This is a genomic window from Achromobacter sp. ACM03 (assembly GCF_014851665.1).
Lineage (GTDB): Bacteria > Pseudomonadota > Gammaproteobacteria > Burkholderiales > Burkholderiaceae_B > Achromobacter > Achromobacter aegrifaciens.
Window position 1 is genome coordinate 485,550 of record NZ_JACVAD010000001.1, and the last position, 15,066, is coordinate 500,615.

Genomic DNA, 15,066 nt, shown 5'->3' on the forward strand with positions numbered 1-15,066 from the left:
GAGGTACAGTTTTGGCAAACAGTACCATTGCACTGCACCAATTCTGATAGTCCAGCCAACAGGAATACGCGCGTGGAAGCAGCACACACCGGCGGCAGGCCCCAGCGCGCCGCGCCCATCGCCGAAAGCCTGGCCAAGTTGATCGGCCAGCAGATTGCCGATGGCCTCTACCGGCCGGGCGACAAGCTGCCGTCCCTGCGCGAACTGGCGCAGTTGCATCGCTATGCGAAGAACACGGTGGTGGTGGCGTTTGAAATGCTGGTGGCGCAAGGCTTGGTGGAACCGCGGCGGGGCTCGGGCTTTTTCGTGCTGGAGACGGAGTTCGCGCGCCAGGCTGCGGAAGAAGAGCCAGGGCAGTTGAGCCGCGCCATGGACATCGTGTGGCTGATGCGCGAACAGCTCAAGACCCAGCCCGACGCCGTGGCCGTGGGGGACGGCTTTCCGCCCGTGGAATGGCTGGCGGACATGCGCATGGACCGCTATCACCAGAAGGTGGTGCGCACCGGGTTGGGCGCCTTGTTCCGATACGGCAGCCGCTTCGGCTATGCGCCGCTACGCGAGAGCCTGGTGCGCAAACTGGGCGACGTGGGCATCAACGCGGCGCCGCCGCAATTGGTGCTGACACAGGGGGCGAACGAAGCCATGGATCTGGTGATCCGCTATTTCGTGCCGCCGGGCGCCGCCGTGCTGGTGGACAACCCCGGCTACTACCCTCTGTTCGGCAAACTGAAGCTGGCCGGCGCGCGCATGCTGGGCGTGCCGCGCCTGGCGGACGGCCCCGACGTGGCTGCACTGGAAGCGCTGCTGCAACGCGAAAAGCCGCGCCTGTTCTTCACCCAGTCGCTGGCGCACAACCCCACTGGCTCGGACATCTCGCTCGCCAAGGCCTACAGGGTCCTGCAACTATCCGAACGCTACAACCTGACGGTGGTAGAGAACGATCCGCTGGCTGATTTCAAGCCCACCTCGGCCGTGCGCCTGTCGGCGCTGGATCAGCTGGAACGCACGATCTACATAGGCAGTTTTTCAAAGTCCTTTTCGGCTGCGCTGCGGGTGGGCTTTATCGCATGCAACGCGGCCCTGGCCAGCGATCTGGCCGACCTGAAGGCGCTGGTGCATGTCAGCAGCTCAGAGTATTGCGAACGCATGGTGGACGTGATGCTGCGCGAAGGGCACTACGAACGGCATCTGGTCAGGCTGCGCCAGCGGCTGGAGGCGGCGACCGGCCATGCCTTGCAGGTGCTGGACGCGCTCGGCGCCGGGGTATACACCCGGCCGACCAGTTCGCTGTACCTGTGGTCGACCTTTCCGGGTGTAGAGGACTCCCTCAAGCTGGCGGCCGATTTGATACCCGAGAAGGTCACCATGGCGCCGGGGCGCGTGTTCAGCGTGGATCCCACGGCGGTGTCGCCGTGGTCCCGCTGCAACGTGGGCGCGGTGGGATCGCCTCGTTTTCTGGCCACCATGCGGCAGCACCTGGCTCAGCGATAGGCGAACTCCTCGAACCATTGCATCAGCAGCGCCAGGGCCGGCGAGCTTAGCGCGCGTACCGGCGGCGCATCGGGCGAGCGGCGCGCGCCTTGCACGGCAAAGCGGCGCACGCCGCGACGCGCCAGCTCGCGGGCCAGGGTCAGCAGCCGGGTCTCGTCCAGCCAGTCCGGGTGCCAGGTGATGCGGCACTCGAAGTCGATGTCGGCCGCCAGCAGTTGCGTCAGGCAGGCCAGCGCGGGGCGCTGGGAATCGCGGCGGCCGGTGATGTCGTCATAGCCCTGGGCGTCGGCCTTGATGTCCAGGCCGATCCAGTCCAGATGGCGCAGCAAGTCGGCCAGGCGTAGCGGATAGATGCCGGCGGTATGCATGCCGACGCGGTAGCCCATGCGCCTGACGTCGCGGATCATCTGCGGCAGGCGCGGTTCGCTCAAGGGCTCGCCGCCGGAGAAAACAATGGCGTCGAGCAGGCCCTTGCGCGTCTCCAGGAAGGCGCGGACCTCGCGCCAGTCGTAGCGGGCGGCGCGGGTCTGGAGCTCGACGTTATGGCAATAGTGGCAGCGCCAGGGGCAGCCCGAAATGAATACGACCGCCGCCAGTTGCCCGGGCCAGTCCACGGTGGAAAACGGCACCAGCCCGCCGACGGCATGCGAATGCCGGGGCAAGGGCTGGGCCACCGGTTGCGGCGCGGCCGGGTAGGCCGGGCGCGCCGTCAGCCGCCGCGTGCCCGGGCCGCAGCCCGTGGCTGACGCGGCGGCTCGCGTGGCGCCCTCAGGCGCGGCGTTCGACGAAGAAGCGGCGTTCATTGAATTCGCCCTGTTTGCCGGTGTTGAAGGAAGTGACGGGGCGGTGGTAGCCCATGACGCGGGTCCAGATCTCGCAGCGCACGCGCTGGCTGTCGTCCAATTGCGCGGCGGGAGCGGTGGTGACTTCGGGAGCGATCAAGGTTTGCATGGCGGTTCCTTATGGAGTGGATGCCGGGCGGTTGCCCGGCGGTCCGGTCCGGGGCCTGTCGTTTACAGGTCCTAGGCCGGGGTGCAGCATGCCGCTTGCTTGGCCAGCAGTTCGGCATCGCATTTCGGGCAGAACTCATGGTGCCCCGCCAAATAGCCATGGTTGGGGCAGATGGAGAAGGTCGGCGTGACCGTGATGTAGGGCAGCCGGAAGTTCGACAGCGCGCGGCGCACCAGCTGCTTGCACGCGGCGGAAGAAGAAACCGCTTCGTTCATGTACAGATGCAGCACGGTGCCGCCGGTGTACTTGCCCTGCAGCGTTTCCTGCAGTTCCAGCGCATGGAAAGGATCGTCGGTGTGGCCGACCGGCAGCTGGCTGGAATTGGTGTAGTAGGGCTGCGTCTCGCTGCCCGCCTGCAGGATGGCGGGATAGCGCTTCCTGTCTTCGCGGGCGAAGCGGTAGGTGGTGCCTTCGGCGGGCGTGGCTTCCAGGTTGTACAGGTGGCCGGTCTCTTCCTGGAACTCGGTCATGCGGTCGCGCACGCGGTCCAGCAAGCGCACGGCCAGGGCATGGCCCGCGGCGGTGGTGATGTCCTCGGCGTCGGCCGTGAAGTTGCGGACCATCTCGTTGATGCCGTTCACGCCCAGCGTGCTGAAGTGATTGCGCAAGGTGCCCAGGTAGCGGCGGGTATAGGGGTAGAGGCCTTGATCGATGTAGCGCTGCACCACCTTGCGCTTGGTTTCCAGCACGTCGCGGCCCAGTTCCAGCAGGTGGTCCAGCCGCTGCATCAGCCGTGCTTCGTCGCCGCGGCAGGTGTAGCCCAGGCGCGCGCAATTGACCGTCACCACGCCGACCGACCCCGTCTGCTCGGCCGATCCGAACAGGCCGTTGCCGCGCTTGAGCAGTTCGCGCAGGTCCAGCTGGAGGCGGCAGCACATCGAGCGCACCATGTGCGGCTCCAGGTCCGAGTTCAGGAAGTTCTGGAAATAGGGCAGGCCGTAGCGCGCTGTCATCTCGAACAGGCGCTCGGTGTTGGGGTGGTCCCAGTCGAAGTCGGGCGTGATGTTGTAGGTCGGGATGGGGAAAGTGAACACGCGGCCCTTGGCGTCGCCGGCCATCATGACTTCGATGTAGGCGCGGTTGATCATGTCCATCTCGGTCTGCAGGTCGCCGTAGGAGAAGGGCATTTCCTCGCCGCCGATATACGGGATCTGGTCCTTCAGGTCCGGCGGGCAGGTCCAGTCGAACGTGAGGTTGGTGAAGGGCGTCTGCGTGCCCCAGCGGCTGGGCACGTTCAGGTTGTAGATGAGTTCCTGCATGGACTGCTTCACGTCCGCGTACGTCATGGCGTCGCGGCGGATGAAGGGCGCCATGTAGGTGTCGAAGGAGCTGAAGGCCTGCGCGCCGGCCCATTCGTTTTGCAACGTACCCAGGAAGTTGACGATCTGGCCGATGGCCGCGGACATGTGGCGTGGCGGCGTGGCTTCGACCTTGCCGGGGATGCCGTTGAAGCCTTCGGTCAACAGCTGGCGCAGCGACCAGCCGGCGCAATAGCCGCTCAGCATGTCCAGGTCATGGATGTGGATGTCGCCTTCGCGATGGGCGCGGCCCGCCTCGGGCGCGAATACGTTGGACAGCCAGTAGTTGGCGGTGACCTTGCCGGCCACGTTCAGGATCAGGCCGCCCAGGCTGTAGCCCTGGTTGGCGTTGGCGTTGACGCGCCAGTCGCGCTGGTCCAGGTATTCCTCCATCGCGCTTTCCACGTCCACCAGCGTGTGGCGCAGCGCGCGCAGCCGGGCGTGCTGTTCGCGGTGCACGATGTAGGCGCGCGCAGTGCGCCAATGGCCGGCCTGCACCAGGGCTTCTTCCACGCGGTTCTGGATGGTCTCGACGCCCGGGCAGGGGTTGTCTTCCAGTGCGGCGATGACGGTGTCGGTCAAGGCCTGCGCGCCCGCCAGGTCCAGTTCTCCCGTGCTGTTGCCGGCCGCCGCCATGGCTTGGGCGATCTTGTCGCGGTCGAACTCCGCGACCCGGCCGTCGCGCTTGAGGATGTGCTGGATATGCATGACTGACACCATATGTAGTAGGGTGTGAAAACTCTACCACCACATATGGTGCGGGCGCCGCCCGGCACCGCCTGGATATCAGGCTTGCTTGATGCGCGTCAAACCTGCGCTTCAGAAGCCGATGCCGACCCCGGCCAGGGATATCGCCACGGCCAGCGCCGCGGTGCGGGCTGCCGGACGCGGCGCCCACGACAGCATGCCGACCCAGAGCAGCGCGCCGGCCGACAGCCAGCCCAGCCAGGCCACCACGCCTACGGTGTTGCCCCAGAGTCCCACGCAGGGCAGTAGCGCCAGCGCCAGCAGCAGCACGCCGGCGCCGCGCAGCACGCGGGTATGGCCGGCGGAGGGATCGCGTCCCCAGACCTGGTCGTAATGGCGCGGCATGGCCAGGCTCAGGCAGGCCATGCCTGAATAGGTCAGCAGCAGCGCCATGGAAATCGCGTACAGGTCGTTGGTGTTCATGCGGCCGCCTCTGCGTCACTGCGGGGATTGCGCCGGATGGGCGCGGATGCGGGCCGTCGCCACAACAGCAGGGCCGCCCAGCCCGATAGTACGCCGAATGCGGCGGACGTCAGTTCGACGCCCGCGCTCTCCCAATCGCCGCGTGCGATCTGCGCTGCCGGATGGTCGCCCAATGTGACGAACGATAGCGCCGGCAGCAGCAGGCACAGCGCCGACAGCAGGACCAGTTGCGAGATCCAGGCGCGGCGCGGGCTGCACAGCCAGGCATGCGCCAGGGTCAGCGCCCACACCAGGAAGAAGCAGCGCAACTCCCATAGCGCGCGGTTTTCCAGCGCCACGGGCAGCAGGCGGTTGGCCCAGAGGTAGCTGATGCAGGCGATCGCCAGCCCGGCCAGCGCGGCCACGTTCAGGCCTTCTATCAGCCGGTACATGCGCGCCGTCGCGCTGCCGAATTCTCCGCCATGCTTGGCGCGGCGCTTGACCATGAATAGCAGCGCGCCGGTACCCATCATGGCCGCGCCCGCCAGGCCGCAGACGAAGTACAGCCAGCTGACGGCCAGCCCGCCGAACCTGGACATGTGCAGGTCGCTCATCACCTGGAACGCCAGCGCCGGCGCGCCGCCGTGCACGCCGCCCGCGGGGCGCAGGCGCAGCAGTTCGCCGCTGGCGGAGAACTCCGCCATGCCCGTGGTGGCGCTGATGTTGTGGAAGGTGTCGGCGTCTTCGTTCCAGCCGTAGACGCCGATCCGCATGGAGCTGTCTTCGGGATTGTTGATGACGATGGCGCGCGCCGTCTGTCCGATCAACTGTTCGCCTCGGGCCACGATGGGTTCGAGCGCCGGCATGGCCAGCGCCACACCCGTGCGCGAGGGACGCTCCTCGCCGGACAGTTCGGCCAGATAAAGGCGGCTGGCCTGGGGACCCGGGCCGTAGGTGGCCGTGATGGGGGCGGGCATCAGTATCGCGCTCGAAATCACGATGCCCGTGTAGGCGATCATGAATTGGAAAGGCAGGGTCAGCACCGCCACGGCGTTGTGCGCATCCAGCCAGGACCGTTGGCCCTTCCTGGCGCGGAAGGTGAAGAAGTCCTTGAAGATGCGCTTGTGCGTGACCACGCCGGAAATCAGCGCGACCAGCATCGCCATGCTGGCGAAGGCAACGATCCACAGCCCCAGGCCGGCGTCGTGCAGCGTGTAGTGGAAGTTCACGAAATGCGTGCCGCCCATCGTCGCGCGGCCTTCGGCGTCGTGGTGGTCCGCCAGTTCGGCGCCCGTGTCGGGGTCGAGTTCGGCATCCGCGTACTGGCCGTTTTGGTCGAACCAATAGGCCGTCAGGCCGTTGTCGTGAAAGCGGTCCACCGGCCAGATTTCCCACATGCCGGCGCCCGCATGGTTGCGCGCCATATAGTCCACCGCCAGTTCCAGCCGGCGCGCGCGGTCCACCGGAACGCTTTCCTTTTGCGCAGCCTGCGCTTCCGCCTCCTGGTGCTCGGGTGTCATCCAGTGCGTGATGGGTTCGGAGAAGACGGCCAGCGATCCCGTCAGGAAGATGGCGAACAGCAGCCAGGAAAACCACAGGCCGACCCAGGTATGGAGCCAGGCCATGGATAGGCGGAAACCGGATTTCAGGACGAGCCTCTTTCTTGTTGGCGCCGCCGCGAGCCGGGCGGTCTGATTTTATTGAGAATGGTTCCAATTCTAGTCTAAATGGGGACGAGGTTGTCCCTGCCGTCGGCCTTGTATTTTTTGCCGCGCAAGCGGCATCCGCTCCGAGCTGCCGCAGGCAATTGCCATCGTGCGGGCCGGGCACGGCGATTGCTGGGTAGGCGCTCCATCCGCATATCCGCCGCGGGCATGCGCGGATGCCCGCAAGACATGAAAGAGGAGCGCCACATGAAACGCAAAGCTGCAAACGCCTCGCAGATCGAGGAATTGCTGTACCAGGCCCTGGAAACCGAAATAGGCGGCCTGGCCGTGTACGAAACCGCCGTGTCCTGCGCGGTGAACGAGGACCTGAAAAAGGAATGGCTCGGCTACCTGGAAGAAACCCGCACGCATCGCCGGGTGCTATTGACCGTATTCGAGCAGCTGCGGCTGGATCCGCAGGCGCAGCCGCCGGGCCGCCAGGTCGTGCGCCATATCGGCGAGGCATTGGTCAAGGCCATGAAGATGGCGATCAGCGCGGGCGATCCGGACGCGGCCCAACTGGTCGCCACCGAATGCGTGGTGCTGGCCGAGACCAAGGACCACGCGAACTGGTCCCTGATCGGCGTGATAGCCGAGCAGCACAGCGGCGACGAGGCCAAGGTATTGAAGCAGGCGTATGACGCCGTGGCCACCGACGAGGACCACCACCTTTATCACACGCAGGGCTGGTCGCGCGAACTGTGGATCCAGTCGCTGGGATTGCCGGCGGTGCTGCCGCCGCCCGAAGAGGTCAAGCAGGTGGAGACCGCCATCGGCGCATCGCGGGCCGAACAGGCGCGCGGCAAGATGTTGAGCCACTAGGAGATTGCGATGCCAGCCAAGAAAGCAGCAGGCAAGGGCGGCGCAGGCGCGGCCGTGGACACGGCCTACCTGAATACGGACAGCGGCCCCGCGTCCGGACCCGCGGGCAAGCCCAGCCATCCGGCGCTCAAGCGCGCCGCGGCCGTGGGTGATACGGCCGCCGCGATTCCCCACAATGCCGGCAAGGCGGCGGAGTACGGTGAAGCAGGGGCGCGGTGCCCCTATGCCGGCGCGCACGTCGCGGCAGCGGATCCTTCCGCGACGGCCAGTTCGCTGTCCGAAGCCGAGACCTCGGCCAAGACCGGGGGCGCGGCCGCGGCCGGCATCAACGCGGCCGACGGCCGGCTGGAACGCGTGCGTGCGGATTCAAGCGGACAGAAGCTGACCACCAACCAGGGCGTGCGCGTCAGCGACAACCAGCACTCGCTGAAGGCGGGTTTGCGCGGGCCGGCGCTGCTCAAGGACTTCATCCTGCGCGAGAAGATCACGCATTTCGACCACGAGCGGATTCCCGAGCGCATCGTGCATGCGCGCGGTTCGGCGGCCCACGGCTACTTCGAATGCTACAAGCCGCTGACCGACCTGACCGCGGCCTCTTTGTTCGCCGAAGCCGGCAAGCGCACGCCGGTGTTCGTGCGTTTTTCGACGGTGGCAGGTGAGCGCGGCTCCAAGGACACGGCGCGGGACGTGCGCGGTTTCGCCGTGAAGTTCTATACCGACGAGGGCAACTGGGATCTGGTCGGCAACAACATGCCGGTCTTCTTCATCCAGGACGCGATGAAGTTTCCGGACCTGGTGCACGCCGTCAAGCCCGAGCCGCATCATGGCATGCCCCAGGCCGCGTCCGCGCACGACACCTTCTGGGACTTCGTGTCGCTGATGCCGGAATCCACCCACATGCTGATGTGGCTGATGTCGGACCGTGCCATCCCGCGCAGCTACCGGATGATGCAGGGCTTTGGCGTGCACACCTTCCGCTTCGTCAACGCCGCGGGCGAGTCGCGGCTGGTGAAATTCCATTGGAATCCGCTACTTGGCACGCATTCGCAGGTCTGGAATGAAGCCGTGAAGGTATCCGGCGCGGATCCTGACTTCCACCGCCGCGATCTTTGGGAGGCGATCGACGCCGGCAATGGCCCGCAGTGGGAGCTGGGCGTGCAGGTATTCACCGAGGAGCAGGCCGAAGGCTTCAGCTTCGACGTGCTGGACGCCACCAAGATCGTGCCGGAGGAACTGGTGCCCGTCGTGCCGGTGGGGCGGATGGTGCTGGACCGTAATCCCGACAACTTCTTCGCCGAGACCGAGCAGGTCGCTTTTTGCGCTGCCCACATCGTGCCGGGCCTGGACTTCACCAATGACCCGCTATTGGCCGGGCGCATCCATTCCTACGTGGACACGCAGATTTCGCGGCTGGGCGGTCCCAACTTCCATGAAATCCCGATCAATGCGCCGCTTGCGCCCGTGCACAACAACCAGCGCGACGGCATGCATCGCCAGGCCATCCATCGCGGCCGCGTGGCCTACGAGCCCAACTCGCTTGCCGGCGGCTGTCCGTTCCAGGCCGGCATGGATGGCTTCGTGTCGTTTCCGGAGCCGGAGACGGGCGACGAACTGCGAGGGCATCCTGAAAAATTCGCCGAGCATTACAACCAGGCGACGCTGTTCTACGACAGTCAGGCAGACTGGGAAAAACGCCACATCGCCGACGCCTATGCCTTTGAATTGAGCAAGGTCACGGTGCCGGCGGTGCGCCAGCGCATGGTCGCGTCGCTGCGCAACGTGTCCGAAGAACTGGCGCAGGGCGTGGCCGACCAGTTGGGCATGGCCTTGCCCGCGCCCTTGCCGCGGGCGATCGAGCGTCCGCCCAAGGCGGAAGTCGAGGTGTCGCCGGCATTGTCATTGGCCGCGCGCCCTGGGGATGGCGGCATCGCCACGCGCAAGGTCGCAATCCTGGTGGCGGAGGGCGCGGATGGCAAGAGCGTGTCCGCCGTAGCCCAGGGGCTGATCGCGGCGGGCGCCATCGTGCGGCTCGTCGGGCAGCGCATCGGGCCCGTCCCGGCTGCCGGGGGCGGCACGCTGGATGCCGATGCTTCCCTGGACAACCATCCTTCGGCGCTGTTCGATGGCGTGGTTGCGGCGGGCGGCGAGGCTGCGGTGGCCCGCCTGGAATCGGACGGACGCGCGCTGGAGTTCCTGCGCGACGCCTATCGCCACGGGAAGACTTTGATGGGCATGGGCGAGGGCGTGCAGCTGTTTGCCGCGGCGGGCCTGTCCGCCGATACGGCGGATGGCGGACTGCTAAGGATGGACGCGGCGGCCGCCGCCAAGAGCGTGACCGCCTTCATCGAAGCCCTGGGCCGGCATCGCCACCCGGAAAGGGAGACCACGCCGCCCAGGGTTTGATGCCGCCGCTGTGGCCAGGTGCATGTGTATCTTGACAAGGCATCGGCGCCTGCCAATACTGATCCGGCAAGTCGGGGCGAGCGCGTCGGGCGCTTGCCGTCCTTTTCCTTTCGAGATCAGGGGGCTGTATGCGTCGCGCGTCCGTTTTGCCTATGAGTATCCGCGGCTGGCTTTGGGCCAGCCTTTTTTTGTGGGTCGCCTGTATCTTCCTGGCGCCGCAGGCCAGGGCGGAGTCCGCGGCCGAGCTCAGCCGTGAAGCGCAGAGTGCGCTGGATCGCCTGTACCAGCAGGAACCCAAGACGCGTGTACTGGGCAACAAGGCGGTGGGCGTGCTGGTGTTTCCCCGCATTCTGAAGGGCGGCCTGCTGGTCGGCGCGGAAACCGGCGACGGCGCGCTCATCCGTCGCGGCAAGGTCCAGGCCTACTACAACATATCGGCCGTATCGTTCGGTCTTCAGGCCGGCGCGCAGGAGTTCAGCTATGCGCTGTTCTTCATGAACGAGCCGGCGATGCGATACCTGGACCAGAGCGACGGCTGGTCGCTTGGCGCCGGCCCCAGCCTGGTCGTGGTGGATGACAGCTATGCCGCCAGCATTACCACCACCACCCTGAGCCAGGATGTCTATGCCGTGCCATTCGGCGGACAGGGGCTGATGGCGGGCATGGGCCTGGAAGGGTCCAAGATCACCCGCACCCAACCGGACTGAGGCCAGGCGTCAAGCTGCCGCGGTTAGTCCAGCGTGATGCCGGCGCGGGCCGCTACTTCGGAAAAGGTGTGCAGTTCCTTCGTGATCTGCGCCTTGAATGCCGGCCCGGGCAGATAGACCGGATCCAGCGCCAGGTCCGCCACCGATTTGCGGACCTGCGGATCCTCCATGATTTCCGCCACGGCGCGGCTCAGGGTATCCACCACAGGGGCCGGCGTGCGCGCCGGCGCCACCAGCGCGTACCAGCCCACGAAAGAAACGTCCGCCATGCCGGCTTCCGCGAAGGTCGGCACGTCGGGCAGTTGCGGCATGCGGCGTTCGCCCGTCACGGCCAGCGCGCGGATCTTGCCGGCGCGGACCTGCGGCGCGGCGGAAGACACGGTGTCCACGCCCAGGTCGACCTCGCCGCCTATCATGGCCGTGACCAGCTGCGCGCTGCCCTTGTAGGGCACCGGCAACATCTTGGCTCCCGCGGCCTCGGCGTACATCTCGCCCGCCAGGTGTGGCGCGGATCCGGGACCGAAGGTGCCGTACATCAGGCCGCCCTTGGCGCTTTGCTGCCGGGCCAGCGCCGCCGCTTCCTGCGCAGTGCTGGCCGCAAGGCCGTTCTTGGCCAGCAGCACCACGGGCGCCATGGCGACGATGGCGATGTGTTCATAGCTCTTTTGCGGGTCGTAGGGCAGCCCGGGCTTGAGCGCCGGCAGCACGGTATAGGTGGTGCTGCCCGACAGCATCAGGGTGTAGCCGTCAGGCTGCGCGCGCGCCGCCGCTTCCGCGCCGATCACGGTGGATGCGCCGGGGCGGTTCTCCACGATGACCGGCTGGCCGAACTTGCCGGACAGCTTGTTGGCCAGCAGACGCGCCACGGCGTCGGTCGCTCCGCCCGGCGTGAAGGGTACGACGATCTTGATTGCCTGTTCAGGATAGGCGGCTTGGACGCCGCCCGCATGCGCGGCGGCGGCAAGGCTTGCGGCGACCAGGGCGGCGCGGAGTTTGACGTTCATGTCGGAGATTCCGGTCAGTTGGCGTTGGAAGACGGGCGCGCAGCCGCCTGGCGCAGGGCGCTGCCCTGATCGCCCAGGTCCCAGTACAGGCCAGCCATGATGGCCAGCCCCTCGCGGGCGACGCTGCCCAGCAGGTGTTCGTTGGGCGCGTGCTGGGCGCAAGCGGGATAGGAATGCGGCACCCACAATGTGGGCAGTCCCAATTGGTCGGCGAAGATGTCGTTGGGCAGCGAGCCGCCCAGGTTGGGCAGCAGCGCCGGCCGCTTGCCGGTGCTGCGTTCCAGCGAGGCCGCGGCCCAGCGCACCCAGGGATTGTCGGGCGATAGGCGGGTGGCGCCGGCCTGCATGCCGATGCGCACCTGCACGTCCTCGAAGCCCGCCGCGCGCAGGTGTTCCCGCACGTGCGTTTCCAGCGCGCGCCAGTCCGTGCCGACCACGAAACGCAGCTGGCACCAGGCCACGGCCTCGGGCGGTATAGCGTTGACCGGCTTGGCCGGATCGCCGGCGCCAAAGGTCAGGACGTCCAGGCTGTTCCAGCCGAACACTTTTTCGGGCGCGCTCAGCCCGGGTTCGCCCCACCACGCGTTGATGTCGGGGTCGTCTTCGCCGCCGCCGACTTCCAGGTCGGCCAGCGCCCCGGCCACCGCCTCCGGGATGGGGGGCGGGCGCAGGCCGGGCACCGTGATTCGGCCGCGCGCATCGACCAGCGTGGCGATGGCGTGCGCCAGCACGATGGCGGGGTTGGCCAGCAGGCCGCCCCAGTTGCCCGAGTGGTAGCCGCGTTCGCGCGCGCGCAGTTTCAGTTCGAAGTTCACCGCGCCGCGCGAGCCCATGAACAGGGTGGGACGCTGCGCGCTCAGCCGCGGGCCGTCGCTGGCAATGAAGACATCCGCCGCCAGCGCCTCGCGCTGTGCCTCGCAGAAGGCGGCCAGTCCGGGGGAGCCCGCTTCCTCGCCGGTCTCGATCAGCCAGGTCGTGTTGAAACCGAGCCTGCCGCCGCGCGCGGCGATGACCTGGCGCAAGGCTTCCAGATTGATGCTGTGCTGGCCCTTGTTGTCGGCGGTGCCGCGTCCGTACCAGCGGTCGCCTTCGACCTGCAGGCGCCAGGGATCGCGGCCGGCTTCCCACTTGGCGGCGTTGCCGCGCACCACGTCGCCGTGGCCGTACATCAGCACCGTGGGCAGACCGGCCTGCTCGATGCGGCGCGCCACCAGGATGGGCAGGTCGGCGCCCGAGGGGTTGGGGTGCACCTCACAGGCGAAACCCAGTTGCTGGAGCAGCGGAACCAGTTCTTCGTTCAGGTAGGCATGCTGGGCCGGCGCCTGGTCGGGCACTTCGCTTTCCGTCGCGTAGGCGACGCGGCGGGTCAGCGCGGCATGCAGGTCGCCGTTGTCGTAGGCTTGAACGGCTTGGAGCAGGGCTTGTTCGCGTGTCACTTCGGTGCCTGGGATGGGATGCAGAGGGAGGCACAAAGTTATTACGCTTCACTACATGCCACAATTAGATAATTAGCATTCTTTCATTGCCATAAAGGCATGGATAAGAGGGACCGCCATGATTTCGCTGGGCTTGAGGTATTTTCTGGAGGTCGCGCGCTGCGGTTCCATCGCGGGCGCCGCGGCGGCACAGCACGTGGCGGCTTCTGCCGTAAGCCGGCAGATCGCCAAGCTGGAGGACGGGCTGGGCATCGCGCTGTTCGAGCGGCAGGCGCGCGGCATGGAACTGAGCGAAGCCGGCCGCCAATTGGCGGCCTACGCCAATGCCGCCGCCCTGGAAGCCGAGCGCGTCACCACCGAGATCCGCCAGCGCGGCCACCTGGGCGACGTGACCATACGCCTGGCCTGCACCGAGGGTTTCGCCCACCGCTTCCTGCCCATGTGCATGGCCGAGTTCAAGCGGGTCAGGCCCGAGGCCCGTTTCCATTTGCACGTGGAGCGCCCCGAGGAGGTCAGCCGCCAGATCCTGGAGGGCCTGTCGCAGCTGGCGCTGCGCTACACCACCGCGCAGGACGACCGGCTCAAGACCGAACTGCTGGTGCGCGCGCCGGTCTATGCGGTCATGTGCCGCAACCATCCGCTGGCCAGCCGCCGCAGCCTTGGCGTGCGCGACCTGACCAAGGTGCCGCTGTCGCTGGGCGACCATGGCACTACGGTGCGGCAGCTGTTTGACGCGGCCTGCGCCAACGCCGGGCTGCACATCGAGCCGGCCTACGTGTCCAATCATTCCGCGGCCTTCCTGCCCATGCTGCCGGGCAGCGACATCGTGGCGCTGTCGGGCTACCTGACGGTGCTCGGACAGCGCGACGGCGAAGGCCTGGTCGCGGTGCCGTTCAGCAATCCGGAAATGCGGCAGCGGAGCATCCAGGTCCTGACCTTGCAGGGGCGGACCTTGCCGGCGCTGGCGCGCGAGTTCCTGGAGTTCATGGCGCAGCGGCTGACGGCCACGCCCAAGGCGCCGGAAGGGTAGCGGGGCCGCGCGGGCGGCCCCGGGACTGCGCTTCAGTCCAGCGAGATATTGGCCTCTTTGACCACGGCCGCGAAGCGCGCCGAATCCGCGTCGCGGGCCTGGGCCAGCACGGCGGCATCCTGCGGCCAGGCGTCGAAGCCATAGGTCTCGAAGCGCTTGCGCACCGCGGGCGTGACCACGGCCTGGGCAATGGCGGCGTTGATGCGCTTGACCACGGCATCCGGCGTGCCTTTGGGCGCGAAGGCCGCGACCCAGGTCTTCAACTCGAAGTCCTTGGGGCCGCCGGCCTCGGTGACCGTGGGCACGTCGGCGTAGGAACCGAGGCGGGACGGCGCCGCCAGCGCCAGCAGCTTGACCCGCTTGGCCTGGTACAGGTTCTGCACGGTGGCGGCCGTGCCGAAAGCCCAGTCGACCTCGCCATTGGCCACCGCCGTGTAGAGCTGGGCCAGGTCCTTGAAAGGGACGTGCGTCATGCTGGTCTGCGTGGCGGTCTGGAACATGGAGGTGCCCACATGCGCCACGCTGCCCATGCCCCAGGTGCCGTAGGTCAGCTTGCCGGGCTGGGCCTTGGCCGCGGCGATCAGGTCGGTGACGTTGTTCCAGGGGGACGAGGCCGACACCACCATGAAGAAATGCGTGGTGTAGATCGGCGCCACAGGGACGAAATCCTTGACCGGATCGAAGGGCAGATTGCGGTAGAGCTGCGGCTGCAGCGTCATGTGGGTGTTGTCCACCACGGCCAGCGAGTAGCCGTCGGGCGTGGCGCGCTTGACCTCGCCGATCGCCAGCCAGCCGTTGGCGCCGGGCTTGTTCTCCACGATAAGCGGCTGCTTCCAGGCCGCCGTGAGCTGTTCGCCCAGCATGCGGGCGACGGCGTCGGGGCCGCTGCCCACCGAATACGGCAGCACGATGCGCACCGGCCGTTCGGGGTACTTGTCGGATTGGGCCTGTGCCGAGGCGCAGGCCAGGGCGCCGGTCAGCAGCATGCACCAGAGAGTATTTTTCATGT

At 67.2% G+C, this 15,066-nt stretch carries 13 protein-coding genes; 5 read left to right on the forward strand and 8 right to left on the reverse strand.

What is annotated here, in order from left to right; all coding sequences use genetic code 11:
* Nucleotides 1-72 precede the first annotated feature (72 nt).
* The gene (locus IB257_RS02190) at nucleotides 73-1,491 is read left to right on the forward strand and encodes a PLP-dependent aminotransferase family protein (RefSeq protein WP_192491790.1); all 1,419 of its coding nucleotides are present in this window, start codon (nucleotides 73-75) and stop codon (nucleotides 1,489-1,491) included.
* Here the strand turns inward: IB257_RS02190 and IB257_RS02195 are convergent.
* The 5 genes from IB257_RS02195 to IB257_RS02215 form a co-directional block, all read right to left on the reverse strand.
* Nucleotides 1,482-2,294, reverse strand: coding sequence for an anaerobic ribonucleoside-triphosphate reductase activating protein (locus tag IB257_RS02195; protein ID WP_192491791.1), 813 nt, complete (start codon nucleotides 2,292-2,294; stop codon nucleotides 1,482-1,484). The genes IB257_RS02190 and IB257_RS02195 overlap by 10 nt on opposite strands.
* Nucleotides 2,260-2,442: an anaerobic ribonucleoside-triphosphate reductase gene (gene nrdD / locus IB257_RS02200; protein WP_054456820.1), complete on the reverse strand. Its 183-nt coding sequence runs from the start codon at nucleotides 2,440-2,442 to the stop codon at nucleotides 2,260-2,262. The genes IB257_RS02195 and nrdD overlap by 35 nt, the downstream gene beginning before the upstream one ends.
* A 71-nt stretch (nucleotides 2,443-2,513) precedes the next feature.
* Nucleotides 2,514-4,508, reverse strand: coding sequence for a ribonucleoside triphosphate reductase (locus tag IB257_RS02205; protein WP_192491792.1), 1,995 nt, complete (start codon nucleotides 4,506-4,508; stop codon nucleotides 2,514-2,516).
* A gap of 111 nt (nucleotides 4,509-4,619) precedes the next feature.
* Nucleotides 4,620-4,970: a DUF3325 domain-containing protein gene (locus tag IB257_RS02210; protein ID WP_042793406.1), complete on the reverse strand. Its 351-nt coding sequence runs from the start codon at nucleotides 4,968-4,970 to the stop codon at nucleotides 4,620-4,622.
* The gene (locus IB257_RS02215; protein ID WP_192491793.1) at nucleotides 4,967-6,574 is read right to left on the reverse strand and encodes a PepSY domain-containing protein; all 1,608 of its coding nucleotides are present in this window, start codon (nucleotides 6,572-6,574) and stop codon (nucleotides 4,967-4,969) included. Before IB257_RS02215 ends, IB257_RS02210 begins: the two co-directional genes overlap by 4 nt.
* Before the next feature lie 288 nt (nucleotides 6,575-6,862).
* Between IB257_RS02215 and IB257_RS02220 the strand changes: the two genes are divergently transcribed.
* From IB257_RS02220 to IB257_RS02230, 3 genes are all read left to right on the forward strand, one after another.
* Nucleotides 6,863-7,477 carry a hypothetical protein gene (locus tag IB257_RS02220; protein ID WP_054456822.1) on the forward strand — a complete coding sequence of 205 codons (615 nt, stop codon included), beginning with the start codon at nucleotides 6,863-6,865 and terminating at the stop codon, nucleotides 7,475-7,477.
* A gap of 9 nt (nucleotides 7,478-7,486) precedes the next feature.
* Nucleotides 7,487-9,880: a catalase gene (locus tag IB257_RS02225; protein WP_192491794.1), complete on the forward strand. Its 2,394-nt coding sequence runs from the start codon at nucleotides 7,487-7,489 to the stop codon at nucleotides 9,878-9,880.
* A gap of 152 nt (nucleotides 9,881-10,032) precedes the next feature.
* Entirely contained in the window at nucleotides 10,033-10,587 is a 555-nt protein-coding gene (locus tag IB257_RS02230) for a lipid-binding SYLF domain-containing protein (RefSeq protein WP_225588717.1), read from the forward strand.
* A gap of 23 nt (nucleotides 10,588-10,610) precedes the next feature.
* Here IB257_RS02230 and IB257_RS02235 read toward each other — a convergent pair whose 3' ends face one another.
* Together IB257_RS02235 and IB257_RS02240 are read right to left on the reverse strand one after the other, a co-directional pair.
* Nucleotides 10,611-11,591 (reverse strand): tripartite tricarboxylate transporter substrate binding protein, encoded by a 981-nt coding sequence (locus IB257_RS02235; RefSeq protein ID WP_192491795.1) that lies wholly within the window; start codon nucleotides 11,589-11,591, stop codon nucleotides 10,611-10,613.
* 14 nt (nucleotides 11,592-11,605) lie between these two features.
* Nucleotides 11,606-13,027 carry a M20 family metallopeptidase gene (locus IB257_RS02240; RefSeq protein ID WP_192491796.1) on the reverse strand — a complete coding sequence of 474 codons (1,422 nt, stop codon included), beginning with the start codon at nucleotides 13,025-13,027 and terminating at the stop codon, nucleotides 11,606-11,608.
* 118 nt (nucleotides 13,028-13,145) lie between these two features.
* Between IB257_RS02240 and IB257_RS02245 the strand changes: the two genes are divergently transcribed.
* The gene (locus IB257_RS02245) at nucleotides 13,146-14,057 is read left to right on the forward strand and encodes a LysR family transcriptional regulator (protein WP_054456827.1); all 912 of its coding nucleotides are present in this window, start codon (nucleotides 13,146-13,148) and stop codon (nucleotides 14,055-14,057) included.
* A 32-nt stretch (nucleotides 14,058-14,089) separates the two neighbouring features.
* Here the strand turns inward: IB257_RS02245 and IB257_RS02250 are convergent, their stop codons facing one another.
* Nucleotides 14,090-15,064 (reverse strand): tripartite tricarboxylate transporter substrate binding protein, encoded by a 975-nt coding sequence (locus IB257_RS02250; protein ID WP_192491797.1) that lies wholly within the window; start codon nucleotides 15,062-15,064, stop codon nucleotides 14,090-14,092.
* Between the last annotated feature and the right edge of the window lie 2 nt (nucleotides 15,065-15,066).